The following is a 22,362-nucleotide window of genomic DNA, read 5'->3' on the forward strand; positions in this document are numbered from 1 at the left end:
TCGCGAAATGGACATCTTCAAGACGACACGCGCCATGTTTCATCTGCCTGAGGGCATGACATATCTGGACGGCAATTCGCTTGGCCCCCTGCCCTACGCCGCGCAGGATCGCGTCGATGCAATGATCCGCGACCAATGGGGCGAGATGTTGATCACCGGTTGGAACAAGGCGGGATGGATGGAGCAGCCCTCCCGCGTGGGTGACCGCGTTGGCAGGCTCATCGGGGCTGAGGCCGGTCACGTGGTTATGGGCGACACCCTGTCGATCAAGGTCTATCAAGCGCTCGCCTCGGCGCTGGAACTGAACCCAGACCGCAAGGTTATCCTGTCCGACAGCGGCAATTTCCCGTCAGACCTTTACATGGCCGAAGGGCTGATCCGTATGCTTGATCGTGGCTTGGAGTTGCGCGTTGTGGCCCCCGAAGAGGTAGAGGCGGCGCTGGGCGAAGACATTGCCGTAATGATGCTGACGCAAGTGGATTACCGGTCGGGGCGGATGCACGACATGGCACGCCTGACGGACCTGGCCCACAAAGCAGGCGCGATTGCGGTCTGGGATTTGGCACACTCGGCTGGGGCGGTGCCGGTGGATGTTGCAGGCGCGAACGTCGATTTCGCCATCGGGTGCAGCTACAAATACCTCAATTCCGGCCCTGGCGGCCCCGCTTTCATCTACGTCGCCCCGCGTCACGCAGAGGTAGTGAACCCCGCCTTATCTGGCTGGCTAGGCCATGCAGCACCGTTTGCCTTCGACCTGACCTACAAACCTGGTGCGGGGATCGAGCGGATGCGCGTCGGCACCCCACCCGTGATCCAGCTTGCCGCGCTGGAGGCCGCACTCGATATTTGGGATATGGTCGATATGACGGATGTCCGCGCCCGCGCCGTCGAGCTGTCGGAGTTGTTCATCAATGAGGTCGAGACCCGCTGTCCCGAACTAACCCTTGCGTCCCCACGCAACGCCGCGCAACGCGGCAGTCAGGTGTCTTTCACGCATTCCGAAGGTTACGCGATCATGCAGGCGCTCATTGCCCACGGGGTCATCGGCGACTTTCGCGCGCCGGACATTCTGCGCTTCGGCATAACCCCTCTTTATGTGAGCCACGATGACATCATGGGCGCCGCCACAACACTGCAAGAGATCATGGAGGGCCGCCTCTGGGACCGCGACGCTTACAGAATTCGCGCCCGCGTGACCTGACGCTGCGCCGGTTCGCCAAAGGTGACGGTCCCGCGATTTATGCGGTGTTCTTTGACGCGGTTCATACCGGCAAAAGAGAGTTCTATAGCCCTGAGCAACAAGCCGCGTGTGCGTCGCCCGCGGCGCAGCCGTGCCAAGGCTGACCTCTGAATCCAGTCATTAGGCACTGTCTTTCTTTTTGCGGCATGGCTGGAACCATTTAGGCGCCCAGATCGTTCATCGAAAAGGGCACACCCTTGAGAGTTTCCTCAAAGAGAAAATCCTTTAAACAGTTAACGTATATAAATATTCCTTAAAGGCGCGATGACATGGCCCCGAAATCCCGGCAACAAAAAGAAAAACACGACCGCTCAATCGAAGACGCCCAAAGCCTTGGAGCGAAATTGATCTTCGAGGTGGTGCGCCGCGAGGGCGAAGAGGAGCTTGAACGCCCGATCCGCTCGCTGATGTGGTCCGGCGTGGCTGCGGGCATCATGATCAGCCTGTCCGTGCTGGGCGAAGGCATATTCCGCACCTACCTCCCTGACGCGCCTTGGCGCCACCTCCTCGAAAATCTGGGTTACTCACTCGGTTTCTTGGTGGTGATCCTCGGGGGAATGCAGCTGTTCACCGAGAACACTATCACCACCGTGCTACCCTTGATGTCACGCCCCAGTCTGCGCATGCTCGGTCGCGTCGCACGGCTCTGGGCGGTGGTTCTGATGGCCAACGTGGTCGGTGCCTTCGCAATCGCGATCCTGTATGCACATACGCCCGCCCTTCCACCGGAATTGCTTCCTGCGTTGATGGATCTCTCCCACCACGCCACAGGAATGCCGGCGAGCGAGGGCTTCTTTCGCGCCATTCCAGCGGGGATGATCGTCGCTGCCATCGTCTGGATGCTGCCCAATTCCGAAGGCTTCGGCTTCTGGGTGGTGTTAATATTCACTTGGCTTATCGCGGCAGGCGACTTCACCCATGTTGTCGCTGGGTCCGTGGAAATGGCGTTACTGATGGTGACAGGTCAGCTCACCATATGGCCCGCGTTGATGGGGTTCTTCTTTCCCGTTCTGCTGGGGAATATTGTTGGCGGAACAGTCGTTTTCTCGCTGATCACCTATGGGCAAGTCCGTCACGAATTGACGCATTAACCAACGACCGCACGGCATTTGCGCAAGTGGTAGCACAGCGCAGCGTCTATCACGTAGTACAACACTTCGGACGCGCCGCCCAAGATCAGTCCCCGTTTGCCGGACAGGTCGGGTAGATCACCGAATATCGCGCGGGCATCTTCTATGATCGTGGTGCTACACGGAACCATCATCGCGGGCGCTCCACCGATTTGACCCAGCCTTATGGTTGTGCCTGTCTTCGGCGCATTGGTAAGGTAGGCAGGCTCGCCCCATTTCAGCGTCTCGGTCAGCGGCCCAACTCCGTCGGCCGCCGCAGCCTGAGTCAGAATTTTCAGACGCGTGGCGCGCAAAACCTCAGCCGTTTCTGGCGGCAGAGCATCGAAAACATTAGAGACTTCGGTTGGAATACGATCATGCATGGCTAATTATGCCTCCAAACTGACAAGACCTGAATAATGCAAACACATGTTACAAATCTTGCTATATTTCGGTCGAGCCATCCCCGTACGCTAGCAACAGCGTAACCCACGACACAACAAGGGCAGCAAATGGATTCCTTCCTCTTCGCATCAACCCTCTACCTTCTTGCGGCCTGCGTGGCAGTGCCGTTGGCTGTGCGTTTGGGGTTAGGCTCTGTGTTGGGGTATCTGACGGCAGGCATCATCATCGCCCCGCTGGAAGGGTTGGTCGGATCCGAGACCCAGAACCTTCAACATTTCGCCGAGTTCGGTGTGGTCATGATGCTGTTCATCATCGGGCTGGAGCTGGAGCCGCGCGCCTTGTGGGACATGCGGCACAGGCTGATTGGGCTGGGTGGACTTCAGGTCAGTTTGACAACGGGCCTGATCCTTGCAGCCGCAATGGCGTTGGGTGTCCCGTGGCACGGCGCGACCGCGATTGGCTTGATTTTTGCTTTATCTTCGACCGCTATCGTATTGCAAACACTGAACGAAAAGTCACTCATGGGGACAAATGGCGGGCGATCTGCCTTCTCGGTCTTGTTGACACAAGACATCGCGGTCATCCCGATGCTGGCGTTGGTGCCGCTGTTGGTCTGGCCCGGTCTGAACACCCGTGCCGCCCTCGACGACGCCCATGCAGATACCGATCACGGGGCGGCAAGCGAGGTCATGCTCATGCTGCAGGGGTTGCCCGGCTGGGGCGTCACATTGGTAACGCTAGCGGCAATCATTCTTATCGTCGTCGGCGGCCATTACCTGACGCGACCCATCTTCCGCTACATCCACCGCGCAAAGCTCCGCGAGATGTATACGGCAGTCTCCTTGTTATTTGTTGTCGGTGTCGCCGCATTGATGGTGCTGGTGGGCTTATCCCCCGCCCTTGGGGCTTTCCTTGCAGGTGTGGTGCTGGCCAACAGCGAATTCCGCCACGAGTTGGCCGCCGACATCGAGCCCTTTAAAGGACTTTTGCTCGGGCTGTTCTTCATCACCGTCGGTGCGGGCATCAACTTTGCCACCTTGATGAGCGCCCCTTTCGTCATCCTAGGGCTGACCCTTGGCATGATGTCCATCAAGGCCGCTGTCCTGTTCGTGCTCGCCATCCTGTTCAAGATCAAAGGGCGCGACCGGATGCTGTTCACATTGGGACTGGCGCAGGCCGGTGAATTCGGCTTCGTGCTGACCAGTTTCACTGTTCAGCAAAACGTGCTGCCTACCGAAATGTCGGAGACCCTGCTTCTTGTAATCGCCCTTTCGATGCTTTTGACGCCCTTGTTGTTCATCGCCTATGACAAGTTACAACACCGCTTTCTGGAACAAAGCATCGCCGTCCCTCACGACCATATCGACGATCAGCAACCGATCATCATCGCTGGCATCGGCCGCTTTGGTCAGGTGGTCAACCGCCTGCTCCAAAGCTCAGGTTTCCAGACAACCGTGCTTGACCATGATCTGCCATTAATCCAACTGATGCGCCGTTTTGGCTTCAAGGGCTATTTCGGTGATCCGACCCGCCCAGAAATGCTTCACGCTGCTGGTTTGGCTGACGCCAAAGTTCTGGTGGTTGCCTTGGATGACCCGAAATCCGCGGTCAAAATCGTGGCATTCGCCCGCAAGGAACGCCCTGATCTCAAGATCATCGCCCGCGCTCGCGACCGCGTGCATGTGTTCGAACTTTATAAGGCTGGGGCCGACAAAATTGTGCGCGAGATGTTCGACAGTTCCCTGCGCGCGGGACGTTATGCACTCGAGGAAATGGGTCTGACAGAGCACGACGCTCACGAACAAGAGGTCGCGTTCTTCCGTATGGATCGCAACGCCATGTCCGACTTGGCCGATCTCTGGGATCCCAAGATTCCTGTCAGCGAGAACGAGGCCTATCTGGAACGCGCCAAGGCCCTGAACCGCGATCTGGAAGTGGAACTGCTGGCCAAGCTGACCAAGCCCGAAGTGGTAGAAGCGGCGGAATAATCAGCCGTCGCTGACACCTGCCTCTGCGAAGGTCGCCATGCCGGAATGGCAGGCCACTGCAGCCTTCAGCACGCCGATTGCTGCCGCCCCGCCGGACCCTTCACCCAAGCGCAGGCCCAACGACAACAACGGCTCCTTTCCCAGCCCGTCCAGCATCTTGTGATGCGCGCCTTCGGCCGACAGATGTCCGGCGATGCAGTGATCCAAAGCCCCCGCCTGCGCCTTTTCCAACACCGCGGCGGCAGCGGTGCAGATGAACCCGTCGAGGATTACGGGAATCCGGTGAGCCCGCGCCGCAGCAATCGCGCCCGCCATCGCAGCCAATTCTCGCCCGCCAAGGCAGCGCAACACCTCCAGCGGCGCGCGGGACGTATGCAACGCCAGTCCTTCGTCTACAACACGTGCCTTGTTCGCCAGCCCCGCGTCATCGACGCCAGTGCCGCGCCCGACCCAATCCGCCCCCGCGCCGCCGAACAAGGCCGCGCCAAGAGCCGCCCCTGCCGTCGTGTTGCCGATCCCCATCTCCCCCGTCACCAGCAAGTCTGCTGAGGCATCGACTGCATCCCAGCCAATCTGCAAGGCTGCAACGCAGTCCGCCTCACTCATCGCCGGCGCTTGGGTGAAATCCGCAGTCGGGCGGTCCAGCTCAAGCGAATGTACATCCATCTTCGCCCCGAACGCCTTGGCCAACTGGTTAATGGCTGCCCCCCCATGCTCGAAATTCGCAACCATCTGAACGGTCACTTCCGGCGGGAAGGCTGAAACGCCCTGCGCGCAGACGCCGTGATTGCCTGCAAACACCACGATCTGAGGCGCTTCAAGTGCCGGACGTCCCGTGCCGCGCCACCCTGCATACCAAATCGCTAACTCCTCCAAGCGCCCCAAGGCTCCGGGCGGCTTGGTAAGCTGGCGGTTTCGCTCTTGCGCAGCATCGATTGCCTGCGCATCTGCATCAGGCGCTTGCGCCAAAAGTTCCGCAAATTCGGAAAGGGTGGAAAACTGGGCCATGATCTGCTCGCAATTGTATTACCTGTTGCATCTGTTTACCCCTGAGGCGCACAGACACAAGTGGATGACGGCGTCACCTTATGGACAATTCCGACACAAGCCCGCTCAAGCGTGAAGATATTTGGGTGGCGCTCGGCTTACTGACGCGCCTTCCCTTGCCCGCGCGCCACTGGGACGCGAACCGCCCCGCAGCTTTGGCCGCATGGGCCTATCCGCTTGTCGGATTTCTTCTCGGTCTTCTGGCAGCGGTCTTAGGCTGGCTCCTGCTTGCTTTGGGCCTGCCCGTCGACATGACTGCCGCCGCGATCCTCCTCAGCTTGACCATGCTCACCGGCGCGATGCACGAGGACGGGCTGGCCGATACCGCCGACGGCCTATGGGGGGGTACGACGCCGGAACGCCGCTTGGAGATCATGAAAGACAGCCATATCGGGGCCTACGGCACGATCGCGCTTATCTCCGGCTTCGCGCTCCGCTGGAGCGCCCTGAGCGCCCTTATGTCCGCTGGCTATCTATGGAGCCCTCTTTTAATCGCAGCCATGGCATCCCGCGCGGCGATGGCCTCCCTTATGGGAGCACTTCCGAATGCGCGAAGCACAGGTCTTTCAAAACTAACCGGGCGTCCCGGCAAGGACGCCCCGCGCATCGCCGCCGGAATCGCAACCCTTGCAACCCTGCTGGCATTCGGTCTGGCTGGCCTCTGGCCCCTTCTGTTTGCCGCTGCGGCCCTCATCGTCTGCCGCACCATTGCGCAGAAAAAAATCGGCGGTCAAACTGGCGACATTCTCGGCGCGACACAGCAAATCACCGAAATTGCGGTGCTCGGCGCGATTTGCGCTCTGGTTCTTTAGGTTCCATTTGGTGAAAAATACTCTGGGGGTCTGGGGGCAACGCCCCCAGCCGGTCGACGCGTGAAACACGCGGCGAAATATAGAAAAAGCCGCCCGCCCGTTACGGCGCGCGGCTTAAAATCTCGATCATCGCTCGGTCTCAGGCTGCGGAGCGGCTTACCAGCACGTCGTCGATCTCTTTCATCGCCGAAGGCTCGTCATTGCCCTGAACCACTGCGATTTCACGCGTCAGGCGTTCCAGAGCCGCTTCATACAACTGACGTTCGGAATAGCTTTGCTCACGCTGGTCACCATGGCGGTGCAGGTCGCGCACCACTTCGGCAATCGCGATCAGGTCGCCGGAATTGATCTTTTGTTCATATTCCTGAGCACGGCGCGACCACATCGCACGCTTTACGCGGGCTTTGCCTTTGAGGGTCTTGAACGCCTGCCCGACCAGATCCGGCGAGGACAGCGGACGCATGCCAACTTCCAGCGCCTTGTGCGTTGGAACACGCAGGGTCATCTTGTCCTTCTCGAACGAGACGACGAAAAGCTCCAACTCGATTCCCGCAACTTCCTGGGTTTCGATGTTGACGATTTTGCCAACCCCGTGGGCGGGGTAAACGACAAACTCGTTGGGGCTAAAGTCTTGTTTCTTCTTGCTCATATACATTCGTTCCCCGCGGGGAACGCCCTTCTTGCACAGCGAAAAAGACGGGCCGGAGAAACGCCTCCGGTCAATCTACTGTCATGTCTGGTTTGGGACGCGGGCATTCTTTCGGCCCTTACGTCGGTTTTCCTTAAGAGGAATCATATCACAAAAAAGCGACATTCTAAAGCCTGACGGCACTTATGCCGCAGTGAAGCATTGTTTACAGGCGTTTGGCCGCGACTGCAGCCACGCGAAAAGGCCGAATCGACCTTAGCCGCCTTCGCCGGGCTTCTCGGAGAAATACTTCTCCAGCTTGCCTGCTTCGCCATCACGCTCTTCCGCTTCTGGCAGAGGGTCTTTCTTGGTGATGATAACCGGCCACATTTCCGAATACTTACGGTTGAACTCGACCCACTTCTCCATATCCGGCTCGGTATCGGGACGGATCGCATCGGCGGGACATTCGGGCTCACACACGCCGCAGTCGATGCATTCATCGGGGTGAATCACCAGCATGTTCTCCCCCTCGTAGAAACAATCTACCGGGCAGACTTCAACACAGTCCGTGTATTTGCAGGCGATGCAGGCGTCGTTGACGATATATGTCATGAGCTATGTCCGATTTTTCTTACCGCGATTGTCCTAAGCCCGACAGCGCAATCATTCAAGGCCACGATCCCGTGAAAGGTCCAAACTGCGGCGATCTTTTTTCGTGGGTCGCCCGCCAACACGGTCAGCGCCCGGCGCTTTAGGCTTTGCTTGCTGCACGGGCGATTTATCCAGATAGAGCGCCTGTGCCTCTGGCGCGGGGCCGCGACGCAGCCCGCACGCAGCGATTTCCACGACCCTGATCTGGGTGCCTTGCGGAAAGGTCAAGGTGTCCCCCGGCCCCACTTTGGTGGCGGCCTTATCGACCTTGTTGGCGTTGACCCGCACATGTCCGCCACTCACCTGCTTGGCCGCCAGCGTGCGGGTTTTGAAGAACCGCGCATGCCAGAGCCATTTGTCGAGGCGAATTTTTGGCGCGTCGTCGGTCAGTCTTTTTTCAGCCCCATCAGGGCCGCCGCGAATGGGTTATCAGGATCAATGGCTTTCTCCTTCTTCGGAGGACGGGCCTGATAATTCTGCGCCTTGTTGTTGTCGCGTGGACCACCTTTGCCCTTTGGCTTGCCGCGTGGCTTGCCCTTGCCGCGCGCTTCACCTTGCGGGCGACCACCTTCACGTGGCTTGCGCACACCAAAGCCGCCCCAAGTGAAGGTGTAGAACACTTCCATCTCTGTGGTCTCAACAGCGGCGTCGGCGGCTTGGCCGATAGGTGTTTCTGTCTCGGACACCTCTGGGATCGGATCGGCAACCGGTTGATCTGCGGGAGTCTCCGCAATCGGCGCAATCCCTTCATCCGCGAGGTCAGGTGTTACGACGTCTGCCGCAGAAGCGGGCGACGCCTCACCCGCGATGGCGCCAGCGGCGGCATCTTCGGCGACGTCCATAACGGGGGTATCTTTGGCAACGTCCTTAGCGGCCCCGGGGATAACCTCTTGAACCGATTTAACTTTCTGACGTTCAGCCCGCTCGGCCTTGTAACCGAGACCGGACATCAGATTGGCAAACTGTTCCAGCGTCATACCGGTGATCGACAGCATATCCGCCTTGGCTTCGAAGCCGCCACGGCTGTCTTCGGCCCGCAACTGGTCGGCAAGGCGTTCGAGCATGTCGATACGGATCGCGCGGTCGCCCGCCAGACGATACCCCGCTTGGGTGTAGTAGCCTTCGGGCGCGTCGATAACCGCTGGGACCGTGACCAGACCCGGAGGCGGAGCTTCAGGGAACTCGGCCAGATCTTTTTGCAGCGACCACAGCACCAAACGCAAACGCGTGGGGGCAGGCTTCAGCAGCAGAGGCATGAAAATAGTAAACTGGCCGAACCGGATGCCGTGCTTACGCAGGGCTGCACGGGCGTCTTGGTCCAACGCTTTCACGTCAGACGCCACCGCCTCACGGGTCAGGACGCCCAGAGCTTCGGACATCTGGAACGCAAAGCCTTTCGCCAGACCGCTCAGCGCTTCGTCCTTAGACATGGCGATCATCGGTTCGAAAGCGGCGGCGATCTTGCGGTCGATAAAGTGTTGCAGGCGGCGCTTCACCTTTTCGGCAGCATCCGCGCCGGCTTCTTCGTCAACGAAAGCTTCCACCTCGGGTTTAAGCGCATCAGAGCCTTTGACCAGCTTGCCCACCGCCATGTCGCCCCACATCAGGCCACCTTGCTCGGTGAAGTCCATTTCTGTATCGGGCGCATTGTAGAATTTGTCTGCACGCAGGTTGAAGTGCGGCGTCAGCGCCGCCAGTGCCGCCTGACGCAGCATTTTCGCCTCATCCGGACTCGACGTTTGATCCTGCCGGAAGCGGAACCCATCAAGACGGCCGATGATCTCGCCCTCAACCGTCACTTCACCCTTGTCGTTCACGTCAGCCACGAGGCTCTCCTTCTGCTTCAACCGCCGCAACAACACTGATGTGCGCCGGTCGACAAATCTTTGAGTCAGCGCGCCGTGTAGCGCATCTGACAGGCGGTCTTCTACAGCACGGGTTTCCCCGCGCCAATGAGTTTCGTCCTGCACCCACCCTTTGCGCTGAGCCACATACGTCCAGGTGCGGATGTACGCCAGACGCTTGGACAGTGTATCGATGTCCCCGTCCGAGCGGTCAATGCGCGCAATCTGGCGAGCCAGATAATCGCGTGGCACCTGACCTTTGTCGTGCAAGTAGCCGAAGATAACCTCCAGCAGCGCCGAATGTTCCCCTTGGCTGATTCCCCTGAAATCAGGGATACGACAGACATCCCAGAGCAGTTTGACGTCATGCGGGGTCGAGACGCGTGCATCCACCTCTACCACATCGCGCAGAGCCTTCAGCGCGACGACGTCATCTGCATCCCGTGCGCGGCTGAGCCAATCGTGACTTGTGCGCATCTCGAGGCTTTGAAGCAGCCGCCCGATTGATCCGAACTCAAGCCTGTCATTGCGCCACTGCAATTTCTTGATCGGCGTGAACCGCGCGGAGGTGATGGCCTCGACAACCTCTTCCTCCAAGGGCGGGGCCTCTCCCGTCACCCCGAAAGTGCCGGGTTGCATGAACCGACCGGCCCTGCCCGCGATCTGGGCCAATTCGTTGGGCTGCAACCGCCGCATGGATCGCCCGTCAAACTTGGTTAGCGCAGAGAACGCCACGTGGCTCACGTCCAGATTCAGCCCCATGCCGATCGCATCCGTGGCGACCAGATAGTCCACATCGCCGTTTTGATACATTTCGACCTGCGCGTTTCGTGTGCGCGGCGAAAGTGCGCCCATAACGACTGCACATCCGCCCTTTTGGCGGCGGATAAGCTCGGCGATTGCATACACATTCTCAACAGAAAACCCCACAATCGCGCTGCGTGCCTTCAGTCGGCTTATCTTTTTCGAACCTGTGTAGGTTAATTCCGAAAATCGCTCCCGCCGCAGAAACTGCGCCTTCGGCTCCAGCGCCGCGATGGCGCTTTTCATCGTGTCGGAGCCCATAAACAGCGTCTCGTGCAGCCCGCGAGAGCGCAACAAACGATCCGTAAAGACATGGCCCCGCTCTGGGTCTGCGCAAAGCTGGATCTCATCCACCGCCAGAAAATCCGCGCCCATCCCTTCGGGCATGGCCTCAACAGTGCAGACCCAATAGGCGGCGCGGTCCGGCACGATCCGTTCTTCGCCAGTGATCAGGGCCACGACGGACGGGCCGCGCAACGCGACGATCTTGTCATAAACCTCGCGCGCCAGAAGGCGCAGCGGCAAGCCAATGATGCCAGTCCGATGCGCCAGCATCCGTTCAATCGCGTAATGGGTTTTGCCGGTGTTGGTCGGGCCAAGAACCGCAGTGATGCGTGCCTGTTGGCTCATATCTGGCCCTTAGTTTTCGGGGGCCAAACTGTGTTGGCCTGCAGTGTCTCTAGACGTCTTGACCGGAGACTTTGCGCTCCAACCGCTCGATGGCCTCTTTTAGGCCTTCGCGGTGGGGATGTATAGCAGCGGCGGCCTGATAGGCAGCCAATGCGTCCTCTTCCCTCTCAAGTTCCTCAAGTATCCGGCCCAAGCCTTGCAATGCGCCGAAATGGCGAGGGTTCAGGGCCAAGGCGCGCTGGATGTCCACGATTGACAGGCCGAATTCGTCTGCGTTGAAAAACGCGGTAGCGCGGGCGTTCCAGCCTTCGGCAAAGTCGGGCGCATGGTCGGTGAGCGCGGTTAGATGGTCAATCGCCTTGGCAAAATCCCCCTGCTCCATCGCTTTCCGCCCGCGACTCAGCAGTAAATCCATCGATGCAGAGCCGGAGCGGGACCATTCTTTCCAGATCTTCCGCTCGACCCCCTCCCAGTCTTTTATATCCGGTTGGGCCAATTCGGCGTAAAGATCATCGAGTTTCGCTTCATCTGCCACGCTTGGCAGCGTAAAAGCTGAAACCGACAGAAATGCCGTAACGAAAATATTGAGGACTGAGCGCGAAACTTTCATAACGCCTTTAACTCTAGCGGGTGATTTGCAAAAATCAAAAGGCGCAGGCACCCGCCTCATCACTTTTTCAGGAGACTCTCTTATGAGCGACGTAATCAATCAGGCAGTAGCTGCCCTCGCAGGCAAAATGGACGGCGGCTTTGATGGCTCCGTGAAATTCGTGATTGAGGGCGAAGGCTCCATCATGGTCGATGGCGACGGCGTGCGCGCTGGCGACGAAGAAGCAGAGTGCACTATGACCGCAGACGCGGACACCTTTGAGGCCATTCTTGATGGCGACATGAACCCGACCGCTGCGTTCATGTCCGGCAAACTCACCGTCGATGGTGACATGGGCACCGCGATGAAACTGGGCTCCGTCCTGTCGTGACCCTGACCCCTGCCCCTTTCCATGCCGATGTCGCAAACGGCCCTGATGGTGGCCGTGCTTATTGGCTGACCACGTCTGATGGCGTTCGCATTCGCATTGGCGTGTGGAGTGGTGGTGACAAAGGCACCGTGCTGCTTTTTCCGGGCCGAACGGAATATATCGAGAAATACGGTGCTGCCGCGAAAGGCTTCATGGATCGTGGCTTCTCTGCCGTTGCAGTTGACTGGCGTGGCCAAGGGTTGGCGGATCGCGCATTGCCCAACCGGCTCATCGGTCATGTGAGCGACTTTCAGGAATACCAAAAGGATATTGCCGCTGTAATGGCGGCCTTGCCCGAATTGGACCTGCCAAGCCCCATGGGCTTGCTGGGGCATTCCATGGGCGGGTGCATTGGGTTGCGCGCCCTTATGGAAGGGCTACCCGTAGATGGTGCTGTTTTCACCGGCCCAATGTGGGGAATCGCACTTGATCCGCTCCGCCGCGGCGCGGGCTGGGCGTTATCGACCCTCACCCGTCAAACCAAATTCGAAAATCTGTTGGCCCCTGGCACATCAGAGGTGTCCTACGTTCTGGCGCAGCCGTTCGAAGACAACATGCTGACCCGCGATATGGCGATGTATGAGGGGATGCGCCAGCAATTGGTTGCCTACCCTGATCTGGCCTTGGGCGGCCCGTCCTTTGCGTGGCTCAACGAAGCGCTGAAGGAATGCCGCGCCTTATCGCTGAGCCCGACCCCGAATGTTCCGACGATTACCTTCCTTGGCACGAACGAGCGTATCGTCGACACCAAGGCGATCCACGACCGCATGGCGCGCTGGCACAATGGCGAGTTGCGGATGGTTGAGGGCGCGGAGCATGAGGTGGTCATGGACACGCCGGATGTGCAGGCCGAGGTTTATGATGCAGCAGTCGAGCTGTTCATGGGCGCGCTAGCGGACGCCTAGGCGTCCACCAGAACCCCGTTTTCCAAACGCACAACGCGGTCCATACGACCCGCGAGGCCTAGGTTATGCGTGGCAATCAGCGCGGCGAGCCCCGTGCTCCGCGCCAGCGTCATCAACGCGTCAAACACTTGATCGGACGTGCCCGGATCAAGGTTGCCCGTCGGTTCGTCCGCCAGAAGCAACCCCGGCTTGTTTGCCAACGCGCGGCAAAAGGCGACGCGCTGCTGCTCACCGCCCGATAGCTCGCCCGGACGGTGGGAGGCACGTTGTGCAACACCGACCTTCCCTAACAAATCAAGCGCATGAGCTTCGGCTTCGTGCTTGGAGAGGCCCGCAGCCAGTTGCGGTAGCACGATGTTTTCCAGCGCTGTGAATTCCGGCAGCAAGTGGTGAAACTGATAAATGAACCCGATTTTGGAGCGCCGCGCGGCGGTGCGCGCACGATCACTTTTACCGCTGAGGTCATCACCAGCAATCACCACATTGCCGGCATCGGGCGTGTCCAGAAGTCCTGCAATATGCAGTAGCGTCGATTTCCCCGCGCCGGATGGTGCGACCATGGCCACGACCTCCCCTGGGGCGAGTTCCAGATGGACACCGCGCAGGACGGCAATCTCGTTTGGCTTGCCTGAATTATAGACCTTCTCGACCCCGTCGAGCAGCAATGCAGCGTTACTCATAGCGCAAGGCCTCCACAGGGTTCATGCGGGCGGCACGGCGGGCCGGAAAGATGGTGACAACAAAGCTGAGGAACAGCGACAGTGATATAGCGGACAACACGTCGCCCCACTCAAGCCGCGCGGGCAGCTTGGAGATTAACCGGATTGACGGATCCCATACACCGCCCCCAGCAACCCAGTTCACGATCCCGAAAATCTGGTCGATATAGATGGCAAAGAGGCACCCAAGGATCATCCCGAGGATCGTTCCGATCACCCCGATTGACGCCCCGCAGATGAAGAACACCCGAAGCACAGAGCCTTCAGACAAGCCCATCGTACGCAGAATGCCAATGTCGCGCCCCTTGTTTTTCACCAGCATAATCAGACCGGATACGATGTTCATCGAGGCGATAAGAACCAGCACGGACAGGATCAGGAACATTACGTTGTCTTCCATTTCCAGCGCCTGCAAAAACGCACCGGAGCTGTCACGCCATGTCCAGAGCAGCGCTCCGTCGCCAGCCGCCATCAGCAAATCCCGCTCATGTTTGCTGACGTTCTCCGGATCATCAAGGATCACCTCAATCTCGTCGGCAACGCCTTCGCGGTTGAAATATTCCTGCGCCTTGTCAAACGGCATGTAGACCCGCGTGCGGTCAATGTCGTAGCGGCCCACTTGGAAAATATAGACGACCTCGAACGCCACGATGCGCGGCGACGTGCCAAACGCAGTCTTTGTTCCGTTGGGTGAGATCAGTTTGACCTTGTCGCCAACGGACACGCCCAAGCTGCGGGCAACGCCCCAACCTATGGCGATTGTCATGCCATTGTTTGCCACGTTGAACTGCGCCAAATCGCCCAACTTCTGTTCCGGCTGAACCACGCGGCGCACACCGGCCAAATCTGCGGCACGGATGCCATAGACCTCAGCCGCTGCATTCCCCGAGGTAGCCGCCGCCATAACCTGCCCCTTCACCAAAGGTGCGGCACGCACCACGCCATTCGCTTCAGCCATTTTGGCGGTCAGACCGTCATAGTCCTGAATGACCTGCGCATAGGTTCCATTCTCGCTGGTCTGGCCAGAGGAATAGACCGTGACATGCGCGTTGGCCCCCAAAATGGTATCGACGAACTCATACCGAAAGCCAGAACGCACGGCCAAGGTGATGATCAGCGCGGCCACTGCCAGAGTAATGCCGATCAGGCTGATCCATGTCATCACCGACACGCCACCCTCGGCGCGTTTGGCGCGCAAGTAACGCCATGCGATCATCCATTCAAACCCCGCAAACGGAGGGGTGGTGGTGGGGCTGTTGCTGCTCAACTGCGCTCTCCAGCTTAGGTTTTGCGTCACGTTTGCGCTGATCCCAAGTGCGGGTCAAGCCTCTGGCGGCGACATGTTGCCGAAGATCCAGCTTAGCCCAGAAGGCTGGCAAGATTGGTGCCGTAAGGTCATTTCGCCTGCAATCGTCGTCAAATTTGGGGATTTTCACCGTGGATTGGCAGGATTTGCCGTAGCGTTTCAATAAATTCGACTACACTCTTTAGTGAGAGATCAAAGAAAATCACGCCCGCCATCATGCGCTTAGGCCTTCAAACTTGAAGTCATCGATCTCTCGCCAACGCGCAAACCATAAACGGGCGGTCGCAACGGGAGACAGTAGAATGTCAACTAAATTGGTAATTGGCCTAGATGGTCACAGCTCGGGGGAGCGCGCGCTTGAGTTCGCAAAAACCCTAGCAGGCCAAATTGGCGCCTGCGAAATGCTTGTGGTCTATGTTATTGAATGGTCGCCCTATTCCTTCCAAACCGCTGAAGAAAACGCGCAACGTCACAAGCGGCGCGAAGAAGAGATTTCCACTGCTCAAGAGCGCGTGGTGACGCCCGCAGTCAAATCACTGACAGACAGCGGCCTGACAGCCACTGGCCGCGTGCGGCACGGCAATGTCGCCGACACTTTGAACGACATCGCCAAGGAAACTGGTGCCACGCAGATCATTGTCGGGCGTTCTACGGAATCCGGCTTGTCAAAACGGATCTTTGGCAGCTCAACCGCAAATCTCGTGATGGAGGCAAGTGTGCCCGTCACGGTCGTCAATTAAGGAGGCTGACATGACACGTTTCAACCAAGTCGCAGCCTCTGCTGCTGCGCTGGCGGCCACCGCCGGCCCGGCACTGGCACAAGAGGCAGCCAGCCTCGACGCTCGCGTGAACGCAGCCTTTGCAGCCGCAACGGGCCCGTTCGTGAGCTTCATCTTCGCGCCCCTTCCGGGCACGGCGTTTCCTTGGATCGTGATGTGGCTGGTAGTCGCTGCCACGATCTTCACCATCTATTTCGGATTTGTTCAGTTCCGCTTTTTCAGCCACGCCATTGGTTTGGTAAAGGGTGATTACTCCGATCCGAATGATGCGGGCGAAGTCAGCCACTTCCAAGCGCTGGCAACCGCGCTTTCTGGCACAGTGGGCCTTGGGAACATCGCCGGTGTGGCCGTCGCCGTCGGCATCGGTGGTCCCGGGGCGACGTTCTGGATGATCCTCGCGGGTCTTCTGGGCATGGCCTCGAAGTTCACTGAGTGTACGTTGGGTGTGAAATATCGGAACGAATATCCAGACGGCACCGTGTCCGGTGGCCCGATGTATTACATCTCCAAAGGCTTTACCGAGCTGGGACTTCCGGGCGGTAAGATTCTGGCCATCCTGTTTTCGGTCTTCTGTATCCTTGGCGCATTGGGCGGCGGGAACATGTTCCAAGCCAACCAAGCACATGCCCAAATCTCGGGCATTGTCGGCGACTACCCCGGCTGGATCACGGGCATCATATTTGCCGCGGTTGTCTTCGTGGTGATCGTGGGTGGTGTTAAATCCATCGCCGCTGTGACCGAGAAAGTGGTTCCCTTCATGGGCATCCTTTATGTCGGCGCTGCGTTGATCATCTTGCTGGTCAACTATGACAAAATCGGCTGGGCCTTTGGCCAGATCTTCGCTGGGGCTTTCACCGGCTTGGGTGTCGCAGGCGGTATGGTCGGCGCGCTGATCCAAGGTTTCAAACGGGCCGCCTTCTCGAACGAGGCGGGCGTGGGTTCCGCGGCGATTGCGCACTCGGCGGTGAAAACCAAAGAGCCAATCACCGAAGGGTTTGTTTCCTTGCTGGAGCCGCTGATCGATACAGTTGTGATCTGCACTATGACAGCACTTGTCATCGTGATCTCGCAGCAACTGATCATTGATCCTGCGACGGGCAACTACATGCTCAACGAAGCAGGCTCTGCGATTGCCACTGTCGACGGCAACTCGGGCGTCGCGTTGACCTCGGCCGCGTTTGCGTCGGGCATCAGCTGGTTCCCCTATGTGCTGGCGATTGCGGTGGTCTTGTTTGCCTTCTCGACCATGATCTCTTGGAGCTATTATGGCCTGAAGGCTTGGACCTACCTGTTTGGTGAAGGCAAAACGACCGAGCTGGTTTTCAAGCTGATCTTCTGCGTGTTCATCGTAATCGGCGCGGCCGCAAGCCTTGGGCCAGTGATCGACTTCTCCGACGCGGCGATCTTCGCCATGGCGGTGGTCAACATCTTCTGCCTCTACTTCCTGATGAAGTTGGTGCGTACGGAGTTGAACTCCTACGCCTCACGCCTCAAATCTGGCGAAATCAAGAAATACGAGCACTAGGTTCAAAGCGACATGACATTTATCGGGGCGCCTTCGGGCGCCCCTTTTGTTTACGATATCGTCAAATCGATAGGGAAAGTCGCTGCTTTTTCCGACAGCCAAGCGTGTCGCTTTTAGGCCAGATCGCCTTCAGAAAATGTTCCTAGATCGGTGAAAGAAGCAGCGAGGTTAATATGGATCATTCTGGAGCAAGCCTTATCAATCTTACTCGTTATCCTATTCACAAAAAGGGCTCCGAGCGTGACGCGGTTTTGAAGAGCGCACGAGAGAACCTAGATCGCGACGGCTGCGCGGTCTTGAAGGGATTTCTGACTCAAGACGGCATCGCCGCCCTCACCGCAGAGGCCGAAAGCGTCGCAGAGAACGGGCACAAGTCCTTCAACCGAACGAATGCCTATTTCACTAAAGATGATCCTTCCCTGCCAGCGGATGACCCCCGTCGACAGTTTTTTGACCGATCCAACGCATTCATCCCGGCGGACAATTTCCGAAAAGACGGGGCACTGCGATCCGTCCACGATTTTGACGGGTTTGACGCATTCATTCAGGATTGCCTTCAGGAGGAAAAATTCTACCGCTATGCCGATCCCTTGGCGGATGTGATTGTAAATATGGCCAGTGAAGGAAACGGGTTTCCTTGGCATTTCGATACCAACAATTTCACCGTGACGCTTGCGATCCAGAACGCCGACGCAGGTGGCGCATTCGAGTATGCGCCGGGCATCCGCGAGGGCGACGAGAATTTCGATGAAGTGAAGCATGTGCTGGACGGAACGTCAGACAAGGTGACAACGCTAGAGCTTGAGCCCGGTGACCTCCAGTTGTTCAGAGGTCGCTATTCGTTGCATCGCGTCGCGCCGTTAAGGGGCGACAGGCCGCGCTATGTGGCGATTTTCTCTTACGTGGAAGAGCCGGGAATGGTTGGTAGCCCGGAACGCACGGAACAACTCTATGGACGAACGCTTCCGATCCATTGGGAGCGGCAGGCGGGGCACCGCGCGGATGCTTTCATAGACTGACCGCCCGCCCTGCGAAGCTAATATAGCGGCGTTTAAGCCAACAATCGTGTAACCAACGGGGCCAATGCCGTGCCGATCGCGCGCGTGTTTTCCACATCAAGGTGGAAGCCATCCAATGGCGAGGACACTGCGACGCTATTGCTGTCAAAGTACGCCGCTTCGCTGTCCTTAGCCACCTGAGCAACCAATCCGCGATACGCGTTACTGGCGTCGATCATGGTTTGGGTGATGCCCGAACTTGGCACGATGACCGGCGGGGCCACGACCATCACCTGAGGTACCTCGCACGGTGTCCGGTAAGGATGATGACGCACGATCTCGATCAACCGCGCCATGCCACGCGCAGCCATTCCGGGGTCGACCCCACAATAGGCATCATTTGTGCCAAGCATCACGATCACCAGATCAAGCGGCGCATGCGAATGCAGCACCGAAGGCAGCATCGCGGCACCGTTCATGTCGGCAGGGCTGACCGTCATGTCAAAGGCGGTGGTCCGTCCCCGAAGCCCGTCTGCGACGACATCAAGCCCGGTCAAGTCCGCCAGCAGCGTGGGCCAGCGGTCTGCCTTGGCATGACGCCCGCCCTCCTCAGGACACGAACCCCATGTGAGGCTGTCGCCATATGCCAGGACCGTGCGCATCAGTGAACCGCGTAGATCGCTGCGACTTTTTTGACGGCTTCTTCGGGCGACACTTCAACGCTCTCGCCTGTGCGGCGCGAGGTGAGCTCAACAACACCGTTTTTCAAACCACGCGGGCCAACTGTAATGCGCCATGGAAGGCCGATCAGGTCCATCGTGGCAAACTTGCCGCCTGCCCGCTCATTACGGTCATCATAAAGCGGCTCGAGTCCCAAAGCGGTGAGCGACTTGTACAGCGCCTCGCAAGCCCCGTCGGCCTCTTCGTCGCCCTGCTTGAGGTTCACGATACCCACATGGAACGGCGTCACGCCTTCCGGCCAGATGATGCCCTTGTCGTCGTGCGAAGCCTCGATGATCGCCCCTAGAAGGCGGGACACACCAATGCCGTGGCTACCCATATGCACAGGAACCTGCTTGCCGTCCGGCCCTTGCACCACGGCGTTCATCGCCTCGGAATACTTGGTGCCGAAGTAGAAAATCTGCCCGACTTCAATGCCCCGCGCAGTCTTGCGGCGCTCTTCCGGGATCGCGTTGAACAATGCTTCGTCATGGGTCTCGTCCGTGCGGGCATAGAGGTTTGTGAACTCTTCCATGACGCCCGCACATTGCTCGACATTATCGTAGTCGATGTCGCGGTCGCCGAAGGTCAGGTCGGTCACGGCGCTGTCGTAGAAAACCTCGGACTCGCCGGTATCTGCCAGCACCAGGAATTCGTGTGTATCGTCACCACCAATCGGACCGGAATCAGCCCGCATCGGGATCGCTTGGAGGCCCATACGCTCGTAAGTACGCAAGTAGCTGACCAGATGGCGGTTATAGGCGTGCAGCGCGTCTTCCTTTGTTAAATCAAAGTTGTAGCCGTCCTTCATGTAGAATTCGCGGCCCCGCATGACGCCAAAGCGCGGGCGACGTTCGTCGCGGAATTTCCACTGGATCTGATACATGGTCAACGGCATATCTTTGTAGCTGGTCACATGGGAGCGGAAGATGTCGGTGATCAATTCCTCGGCGGTTGGCGTGAACAGCATGTCGCGGTCATGGCGGTCTTTTATGCGCAGCATCTCTTCGCCGTAATCGTCGTAGCGACCGCTTTCGCGCCATAGGTCCGCAGATTGGATCGTCGGCATCAGCATTGGCAGGTGGCCCGCTTTCTGCTGCTCTTCATGCACAATTTTCTCGATCTTTTGCAGCACTTTGTAGCCCAGTGGCAGCCAAGAGTAGATGCCGGCAGCGGATTGCTTGATCATACCAGCGCGCAGCATGTAGCGGTGCGACACGATCTGCGCCTCTGCGGGGGTTTCTTTCAGGACGGGGAGGAAATAGCGGGACAGGCGCATGGCTTCTGGGTCTCTCTCATGAGTGGTTGCATCCGAGTTACGCCAATGCCCGCCCATTGCCAAGTTGGGGCGCAGGGATTTTCAACATTTGTGCAATTTGTCCCTGCTCAGGTGACGAGCGTTTCCGCCTCAAGCGCCGATGCCAAAGAGGCAAACCGCGCCTGCGCCACTTCGCCGAACAAGGCTTTGGTATCGGGGTGCAGCTTGAGCTTCAGCAACCGCTTCTTGGGGTGCCACTTCAGCTGCCCCATCAGTTCAGGCCTTTGGACCGAGAACATCGCACCAAATCGCATAGCCTTGCCCAACACCTCAGCATCACGGAGTTCCTTCTCCGACAGAAGATCGAACAGCTCTTGAAAGTGAGTGCCGGAGCGGGAATTTTTGTAGCGGTGCAACAACGCCGTCCCAAGGAAAATGCGCCCCGGATGATCCAGACCGCCAAGGTTGGCGCGGGTCGCGTTGTCGAAACACACCTCCGCGCGGTAGTCGGGGTGCGCACGCCAGCTCACGTCATGCAAAAGGCAAGCAGCCTTAACCAATCGTATACGTTCGGGAGATGCCTTTTCAAACAAAGGTTCAATAAAGCGAAACAGAAACTTGCCGAAACCGGGAATACGGGCGTTCATCGCTTCGTCGTAACGGCAGGCCTCAATAAGCGGGTCGCGGCGTTTCAGCTCGAACGGCATCTGCTCGTAAAGGAGCCCTTCACGAATACCGTAACTGGACACAGCCACGGATTGCGGCTTGAAGCGCTGGATCAGTGATTTGAGCACTTGCGAGGCAATCGGCACAAGCCGCATCCGCGCCTCGGAGTTGCCAGTCATTGCCCGCAATTCGTCCACCGAGAAATTGCTGATCCATTTGACTGTTTGCAGAATGGATTTGGCGGTCATCCGGTATTCGTGAAGCACTTTAAGGGGGTAGCCCCGCCGCTCCATGTCAAGACGTGCAATGGCCCGCCATGAGCCACCAACAAGGAACAGTGTTTCATAGTCACCATCGATCTGCGCGCGAAGATCATCAATCGTTTCGTCTATCAGCGCCTTGCGCGCTTTGATGCCGCCTTTCATGCTCATCAATTTGAGCGGGCCAATCTGCGACGACACACGCCGCCCGACGACCCCTTCTCCAAGCTCTGCCAACTCCATCGACGAACCGCCGATATCGCACATCAAACCTTGTGCCTCGGGCCAGCCAAGGAATACTCCTTGTGCCGATAAACGGGCTTCTTCGACGCCTTCGGCGACCCATAGGTTCAGCCCTGTCTCGCGGGCGACCTCTGCACGGAAATCTGGCCCGTCCGCAGCATCACGCACCGCCGCTGTTGCAACGCAAGTCATAGGCGACACGCCCATCCCCTGCGCTAAAAGTGCAAAGCGCCGCAAAGCAGCCAACGCACGGTCTCGCCCTTCCGGGTTCAAATGGCCGGTTTCCGATAAACCTGCGCCCAGCCCGGCCATGACTTTCTCGTTAAAGAAATACGCGGGACTGCGTGCGGCACCGTCGAACACAACCATCCGCACTGAGTTGGAGCCGACATCAATCGCCCCCACCCGCTTCAGCGCCTTTGACTTGGGGTCATTGAACAAGGGGCGGCCGAAAGGACCATCTTCATCGTGTTGTCCGTCCAAAGCTTGCCTCGCTCACGCTTCTTGGATTGACCCTGACCATGCGGTTAGGGCGGCAAGGCGTCAATGTGAAAGGCCATACTGCGCGGATTTAACTCCTCAAGGGCAAGTCGAGTAGTGTTCTGTCCTCTCAGTCAGCGGACTGAGCCAAAATAGGGACCAAGCGATAGAAAGCGGATAAAATGCAGTACAAGTATTGTTCGCACATTGGCCGGCTGGAACACTTTCCAAGACTAGAGCGACTTCGAGGAATATTATCCCCTTCGCGACATTTGACACCGCTCAATTTAGACCGATATCCCGCACGAGAGTTACTCGGAGAA

General features: G+C 58.4%; 21 protein-coding genes. 9 read left to right on the plus strand and 12 right to left on the minus strand.

The genetic code is table 11. The features are described 5' to 3' along the window. Window positions 1–7 precede the first annotated feature (7 nt). Both kynU and BM352_RS15425 read left to right on the plus strand, forming a co-directional pair. Entirely contained in the window at window positions 8–1,201 is a 1,194-nt protein-coding gene (gene kynU / locus BM352_RS15420; protein WP_090218605.1) for a kynureninase, read from the plus strand. Between the two features lie 308 nt (window positions 1,202–1,509). Then, entirely contained in the window at window positions 1,510–2,331 is an 822-nt protein-coding gene (locus BM352_RS15425; protein ID WP_090218607.1) for a formate/nitrite transporter family protein, read from the plus strand. On the opposite strand, the gene BM352_RS15430 is transcribed toward BM352_RS15425, so the two are convergent. Then, window positions 2,328–2,732 carry a hypothetical protein gene (locus BM352_RS15430; RefSeq protein WP_090218610.1) on the minus strand — a complete coding sequence of 135 codons (405 nt, stop codon included), beginning with the start codon at window positions 2,730–2,732 and terminating at the stop codon, window positions 2,328–2,330. The two genes, BM352_RS15425 and BM352_RS15430, sit on opposite strands and share 4 nt — an antisense overlap. A gap of 129 nt (window positions 2,733–2,861) precedes the next feature. Here BM352_RS15430 and BM352_RS15435 point away from each other — a divergent pair, with 129 nt between their 5' ends. Continuing rightward, the gene (locus BM352_RS15435) at window positions 2,862–4,742 is read left to right on the plus strand and encodes a cation:proton antiporter domain-containing protein (protein ID WP_090218613.1); all 1,881 of its coding nucleotides are present in this window, start codon (window positions 2,862–2,864) and stop codon (window positions 4,740–4,742) included. Here BM352_RS15435 and cobT read toward each other — a convergent pair whose 3' ends face one another. Further along, window positions 4,743–5,750: a nicotinate-nucleotide--dimethylbenzimidazole phosphoribosyltransferase gene (cobT, locus tag BM352_RS15440; protein ID WP_090218615.1), complete on the minus strand. Its 1,008-nt coding sequence runs from the start codon at window positions 5,748–5,750 to the stop codon at window positions 4,743–4,745. Between the two features lie 80 nt (window positions 5,751–5,830). Here cobT and cobS point away from each other — a divergent pair, with 80 nt between their 5' ends. Next, on the plus strand, window positions 5,831–6,601 hold the full coding sequence (cobS, locus tag BM352_RS15445) for an adenosylcobinamide-GDP ribazoletransferase (RefSeq protein ID WP_090218617.1): 771 nt from the start codon (window positions 5,831–5,833) through the stop codon (window positions 6,599–6,601). A gap of 139 nt (window positions 6,602–6,740) precedes the next feature. On the opposite strand, the gene BM352_RS15450 is transcribed toward cobS, so the two are convergent. The 5 genes from BM352_RS15450 to BM352_RS15470 all read right to left on the minus strand — a co-directional run bounded on the left by BM352_RS15450 (window position 6,741) and on the right by BM352_RS15470 (window position 11,771). Further along, window positions 6,741–7,250: a CarD family transcriptional regulator gene (locus BM352_RS15450; protein ID WP_090220346.1), complete on the minus strand. Its 510-nt coding sequence runs from the start codon at window positions 7,248–7,250 to the stop codon at window positions 6,741–6,743. A 255-nt stretch (window positions 7,251–7,505) separates the two neighbouring features. After that, window positions 7,506–7,844, minus strand: coding sequence for a ferredoxin FdxA (gene fdxA / locus BM352_RS15455; RefSeq protein WP_090218620.1), 339 nt, complete (start codon window positions 7,842–7,844; stop codon window positions 7,506–7,508). A gap of 51 nt (window positions 7,845–7,895) precedes the next feature. Continuing rightward, window positions 7,896–8,273, minus strand: a complete 378-nt coding sequence (locus BM352_RS15460; protein WP_090218623.1) for an RNA-binding S4 domain-containing protein — start codon at window positions 8,271–8,273, stop codon at window positions 7,896–7,898. Beyond that, the gene (locus BM352_RS15465; RefSeq protein ID WP_090218626.1) at window positions 8,270–11,161 is read right to left on the minus strand and encodes a helicase-related protein; all 2,892 of its coding nucleotides are present in this window, start codon (window positions 11,159–11,161) and stop codon (window positions 8,270–8,272) included. Before BM352_RS15465 ends, BM352_RS15460 begins: the two co-directional genes overlap by 4 nt. A gap of 49 nt (window positions 11,162–11,210) precedes the next feature. Continuing rightward, complete coding sequence (locus BM352_RS15470) at window positions 11,211–11,771, minus strand: tetratricopeptide repeat protein (protein ID WP_139229848.1); 561 nt, start codon at window positions 11,769–11,771, stop codon at window positions 11,211–11,213. Window positions 11,772–11,853: 82 nt separating this feature from the next. Between BM352_RS15470 and BM352_RS15475 the strand changes: the two genes are divergently transcribed. Both BM352_RS15475 and BM352_RS15480 read left to right on the plus strand, forming a co-directional pair. Beyond that, window positions 11,854–12,141, plus strand: coding sequence for an SCP2 sterol-binding domain-containing protein (locus BM352_RS15475; protein WP_090218628.1), 288 nt, complete (start codon window positions 11,854–11,856; stop codon window positions 12,139–12,141). Beyond that, a complete protein-coding gene (locus BM352_RS15480; protein WP_090218630.1) occupies window positions 12,138–13,085 on the plus strand; it encodes an alpha/beta hydrolase in 948 nt (315 codons plus the stop codon). Before BM352_RS15475 ends, BM352_RS15480 begins: the two co-directional genes overlap by 4 nt. On the opposite strand, the gene BM352_RS15485 is transcribed toward BM352_RS15480, so the two are convergent. Continuing rightward, window positions 13,082–13,765, minus strand: a complete 684-nt coding sequence (locus tag BM352_RS15485; protein ID WP_090218632.1) for an ABC transporter ATP-binding protein — start codon at window positions 13,763–13,765, stop codon at window positions 13,082–13,084. The two genes, BM352_RS15480 and BM352_RS15485, sit on opposite strands and share 4 nt — an antisense overlap. Then, window positions 13,758–15,020 (minus strand): lipoprotein-releasing ABC transporter permease subunit, encoded by a 1,263-nt coding sequence (locus tag BM352_RS15490; RefSeq protein WP_090218635.1) that lies wholly within the window; start codon window positions 15,018–15,020, stop codon window positions 13,758–13,760. The genes BM352_RS15485 and BM352_RS15490 overlap by 8 nt, the downstream gene beginning before the upstream one ends. Before the next feature lie 392 nt (window positions 15,021–15,412). On the opposite strand from BM352_RS15490, the gene BM352_RS15500 reads away from it, so the two are divergent. The 3 genes from BM352_RS15500 (at window position 15,413) to BM352_RS15510 (ending at window position 18,433) form a co-directional block, all read left to right on the plus strand. Next, window positions 15,413–15,850 carry a universal stress protein gene (locus BM352_RS15500; RefSeq protein ID WP_090218639.1) on the plus strand — a complete coding sequence of 146 codons (438 nt, stop codon included), beginning with the start codon at window positions 15,413–15,415 and terminating at the stop codon, window positions 15,848–15,850. A gap of 10 nt (window positions 15,851–15,860) precedes the next feature. Further along, a complete protein-coding gene (locus tag BM352_RS15505; RefSeq protein WP_090218641.1) occupies window positions 15,861–17,414 on the plus strand; it encodes an alanine/glycine:cation symporter family protein in 1,554 nt (517 codons plus the stop codon). 173 nt (window positions 17,415–17,587) lie between these two features. Beyond that, complete coding sequence (locus tag BM352_RS15510) at window positions 17,588–18,433, plus strand: HalD/BesD family halogenase (protein WP_090218643.1); 846 nt, start codon at window positions 17,588–17,590, stop codon at window positions 18,431–18,433. Between the two features lie 32 nt (window positions 18,434–18,465). Here the strand turns inward: BM352_RS15510 and BM352_RS15515 are convergent, their stop codons facing one another. The 3 genes from BM352_RS15515 to BM352_RS15525 all read right to left on the minus strand — a co-directional run bounded on the left by BM352_RS15515 (window position 18,466) and on the right by BM352_RS15525 (window position 22,042). Next, window positions 18,466–19,074: a GDSL-type esterase/lipase family protein gene (locus tag BM352_RS15515; RefSeq protein WP_090218645.1), complete on the minus strand. Its 609-nt coding sequence runs from the start codon at window positions 19,072–19,074 to the stop codon at window positions 18,466–18,468. After that, window positions 19,074–20,411 (minus strand): proline--tRNA ligase, encoded by a 1,338-nt coding sequence (gene proS, locus BM352_RS15520; RefSeq protein WP_090218647.1) that lies wholly within the window; start codon window positions 20,409–20,411, stop codon window positions 19,074–19,076. The genes BM352_RS15515 and proS overlap by 1 nt, the downstream gene beginning before the upstream one ends. A 107-nt stretch (window positions 20,412–20,518) precedes the next feature. Then, window positions 20,519–22,042, minus strand: coding sequence for a Ppx/GppA family phosphatase (locus tag BM352_RS15525; RefSeq protein ID WP_090218649.1), 1,524 nt, complete (start codon window positions 22,040–22,042; stop codon window positions 20,519–20,521). Between the last annotated feature and the right edge of the window lie 320 nt (window positions 22,043–22,362).

The organism is Litoreibacter janthinus, assembly GCF_900111945.1.
Taxonomy (GTDB): domain Bacteria; phylum Pseudomonadota; class Alphaproteobacteria; order Rhodobacterales; family Rhodobacteraceae; genus Litoreibacter; species Litoreibacter janthinus.